The sequence below is a fragment of the Acinetobacter sp. AR2-3 genome, assembly GCF_001878775.1.
Lineage (GTDB): Bacteria > Pseudomonadota > Gammaproteobacteria > Pseudomonadales > Moraxellaceae > Acinetobacter > Acinetobacter lwoffii_D.
The window spans coordinates 1-2,865 of the sequence record NZ_MJIQ01000095.1; the positions used below are offsets into that span (position 1 = coordinate 1).

Sequence of the window (2,865 nt, forward strand, 5' to 3'; positions counted from 1 at the left end):
CTAATTAACGGAACCACATTAATTCTGCGTGTTGAAATAGAAAGGAAAATTCATTTTCTGAATGAAGATATCGGGTATGAACTGGTAAAGATACAATCCACGATTCATATTCAATCCCATGACTTTAAAGCGCAAAGCGTGTTGCAGATGCAGCTCTTATTCCGAGGAATTTTACACTGGTATCGCCCGCCGATAGAAACACCAGATCCGGCAGTCAGGACGTAAATAACCATTCCTCCAGTTTAAATAAAAAAACCTGCAGATTCGATGCAGGTTTTTTTTAGAGATAATCAATCGCGTCTTATTTGGCTTTACGCTCTTTTTCAATCAGGTAATTTACCACCTGAATTACTTTGGCATCATTGCCCTGCACAATATATTTACCATTCACGGTCACCGCTGGTACACCGCTTAACTGATATTGAGCAGTCAAATTTTTTGCCTGAGCAATTTTTGACGAAATCGGGAATGATTTATAAGTCGTGTTAAATTTCTCTTCAGAAATACCATAACGGGTATAGAACTTGGCCAATTGTGCCTGTTCTAAAATTGGACGCTGCTTGTCATGAATATCATGGAATAACTGTAAATGTGCTTTTTGACGCACACCCAGGGCTTCTGAAACATAATAAGCACGTGCAGCCTGTTCCCAAAGCGGGTTCATTGCAGCAGGTGTACGTACAAAACGGATATCTTTGGGTAATTTTTTCAACCAGTCCTGCATATGCGGTTCCAACGTGAAACAGTGACCACAGCCATACCAGAAGAATTCACGTACCTCAATTTTGCCCGGTTTTTCGACTTTGACTGGTTTTGCGACCACCTGATAGTCCTGACCTGCCACAAAATTGGCCATAGCATTGCCTGAAAAGGCCAAAACAGATGCGGCAACAGCTCCTAAAAGGAATTTTTTCATTGGGATTATCGTCCTCTAAATCATTATGCTTAGTGTATGGGTTCACTATAAATCAATTATGCCGGTTCCGTTTTCATGCTGCGAACTTTTGTGCTATCAGAACCGCTACATTAAAGTATGCGACTGATTTTAAGTCAGTTAATATGGCCATTCGACCGCTATGTGTTTTTAGATAATCACAAAAGTTAAACTTTGAGTAATAAAAACGGTTATAATTTCTACGATTAAAACGTAGTGGTCAAACCTACAGTAAATATTAGCTTCTTACTATTCTCTTCAGTAACAGCCGCGTGGCTCTGAGAATGATCTTCTGACATACAATAGTTTCCTTATTCTATTTACGATTAGCTGAGAGACTTGAGTAAGCCTCAATATTTCTGCTAAAAATTGCTTACTATAATTGGTCAAGAAGCTTTCTTTTCATTTATCCACCGGGACAATATTGGTAATAAAACCAACATAAGAAGGGTTGATGAGATAATTCCTCCAATAACCACATTTGCTAGTGGGCACTTTACTTCTTTCTCCAATTCCAATGCCTCCCTAACTAATTAGAGAGTTTTAAGCATTATTACATGAATCTTTCCAGTACTATTGTTGCAAATATACTAAGTTGCATATTTATTCCTGCCTATGTATAGGAGCATATGTAACCCTAAAGTTTAAAATAGTCTTTTCGGATTATTTAAAAATTTGAAAATGGTAAAGAATAAATTAAAAACAATAAATATATTTATCATTCGATTTAAAAAAATTAATTAATCTTAGTTACACCATACTAAAAATAACTAATTTTGGCTTTGTTGCACAAAGATTTGAAATGCAAAGCGCCCCTAATTGAGCCAAATTTAAGGCGTAACTTGGGTAAATGGTCGACCTAATTCAGTGAATTTATTGAGGACTGCCACACGTGTATGAATCGGCACTGTTGCAAATAGAGATTTGAGTCGATGATGTTCCCTTTAAAAAGTACTTAGAGACCGAAAACCCTGTTGATTAGACACACTTCACCCTGAGGCTGACCATAATAAAATGACGATGCTTGTCCTTTACGTAGTGCACGCATGACTTCAATACCTTTAATTGTGGCATAAGCCGTCTTCATAGATTTGAATCCTAATGTGGCCCTGATGATCCGCTTGAGCTTGCCATGATCACATTCAATCACGTTATTTTTATACTTAATCTGCCTGTGCTCAAGGTCTGGTGGACATTTACCTTCCCGTTTTAACCGTGATAAAGCACGTCCATATGTGGGTGCTTTATCCGTGTTGATCACTTGTGGAATTTGCCACTTCTTCACATTATTTAAAATTTTTCCAAGAAAACAATATGCTGATTTGGTATTACGTCTAGACGAAAGATAAAAATCAATGGTATCGCCACGTTGATCGACTGCACGATACAGATAAGACCATCGTCCATTCACTTTTACATAGGTTTCATCAATATGCCACGAGCTCAGATCTGTAGGATTACGCCAATACCAGCGTAACCGTTTTTCCATTTCTGGAGCATAACGCTGAACCCAACGATAAATTGTACTGTGATCCACATTTATGCCTCGTTCAGCGAGCATTTCCTGAAGTTCACGATAGCTGATGCCATATTTACAATACCAACGAACAGCCCAAAGAATGATTTCACCTTGAAAGTGCCGACCGTGGAAGGGATTCATCTGCTGTATCTCGAAATAAATAAGATATTTAGCTTATCATGTCAGCCTATTTGCAACAGTGCCACAATCACCCTGTCCCCTTCCCGGACATAGTTCAACATTTCCTGAAATTTAGGTCGGTCAGTATTTTTACCTGAAGCACGGTCAACAAAAATCCGATCGACCTCAATTCCTTCAAGTTGACGTCCAGTGTTTTGCTCGACAGAACTTACCCGGACATACCCTACTTTTTGGCCTTTCACTTTTTCAGGCACTGTTGCAAATAGAGATT

At 38.5% G+C, this 2,865-nt stretch carries 2 protein-coding genes and 4 pseudogenes; 1 reads left to right on the forward strand and 5 read right to left on the reverse strand.

Annotation, left to right across the window (positions count from 1 at the left end; translation table 11 throughout):
* Positions 1-225, forward strand: a pseudogene (locus BFN00_RS16080) (TetR family transcriptional regulator); the annotation flags it as partial.
* Positions 226-301: 76 nt separating this feature from the next.
* Here the strand turns inward: BFN00_RS16080 and BFN00_RS15200 are convergent.
* The 5 genes and pseudogenes from BFN00_RS15200 to BFN00_RS15210 form a co-directional block, all read right to left on the reverse strand.
* Complete coding sequence (locus tag BFN00_RS15200) at positions 302-916, reverse strand: thiol:disulfide interchange protein DsbA/DsbL (protein WP_004281881.1); 615 nt, start codon at positions 914-916, stop codon at positions 302-304.
* A gap of 177 nt (positions 917-1,093) precedes the next feature.
* Positions 1,094-1,233 (reverse strand): annotated as a pseudogene (locus BFN00_RS16320) (cation diffusion facilitator family transporter); the annotation flags it as partial.
* Between the two features lie 87 nt (positions 1,234-1,320).
* Positions 1,321-1,437 (reverse strand): annotated as a pseudogene (locus BFN00_RS16350) (hypothetical protein); the annotation flags it as partial.
* 452 nt (positions 1,438-1,889) lie between these two features.
* The gene (locus tag BFN00_RS15205; protein ID WP_071852299.1) at positions 1,890-2,594 is read right to left on the reverse strand and encodes an IS6-like element IS1006 family transposase; all 705 of its coding nucleotides are present in this window, start codon (positions 2,592-2,594) and stop codon (positions 1,890-1,892) included.
* A 62-nt stretch (positions 2,595-2,656) separates the two neighbouring features.
* Positions 2,657-2,836, reverse strand: a pseudogene (locus BFN00_RS15210) (recombinase family protein); the annotation flags it as partial.
* Positions 2,837-2,865: the final 29 nt, after the last annotated feature.

Coding starts and splice junctions, on each gene's coding strand:
- BFN00_RS15200 (WP_004281881.1), bottom strand. CDS start 916: ATGAAAAAATTCCTTTTAGGAGCTGTTGCCGCATCTGTTTTGGCCTTT.
- BFN00_RS15205 (WP_071852299.1), bottom strand. CDS start 2,594: ATGAATCCCTTCCACGGTCGGCACTTTCAAGGTGAAATCATTCTTTGG.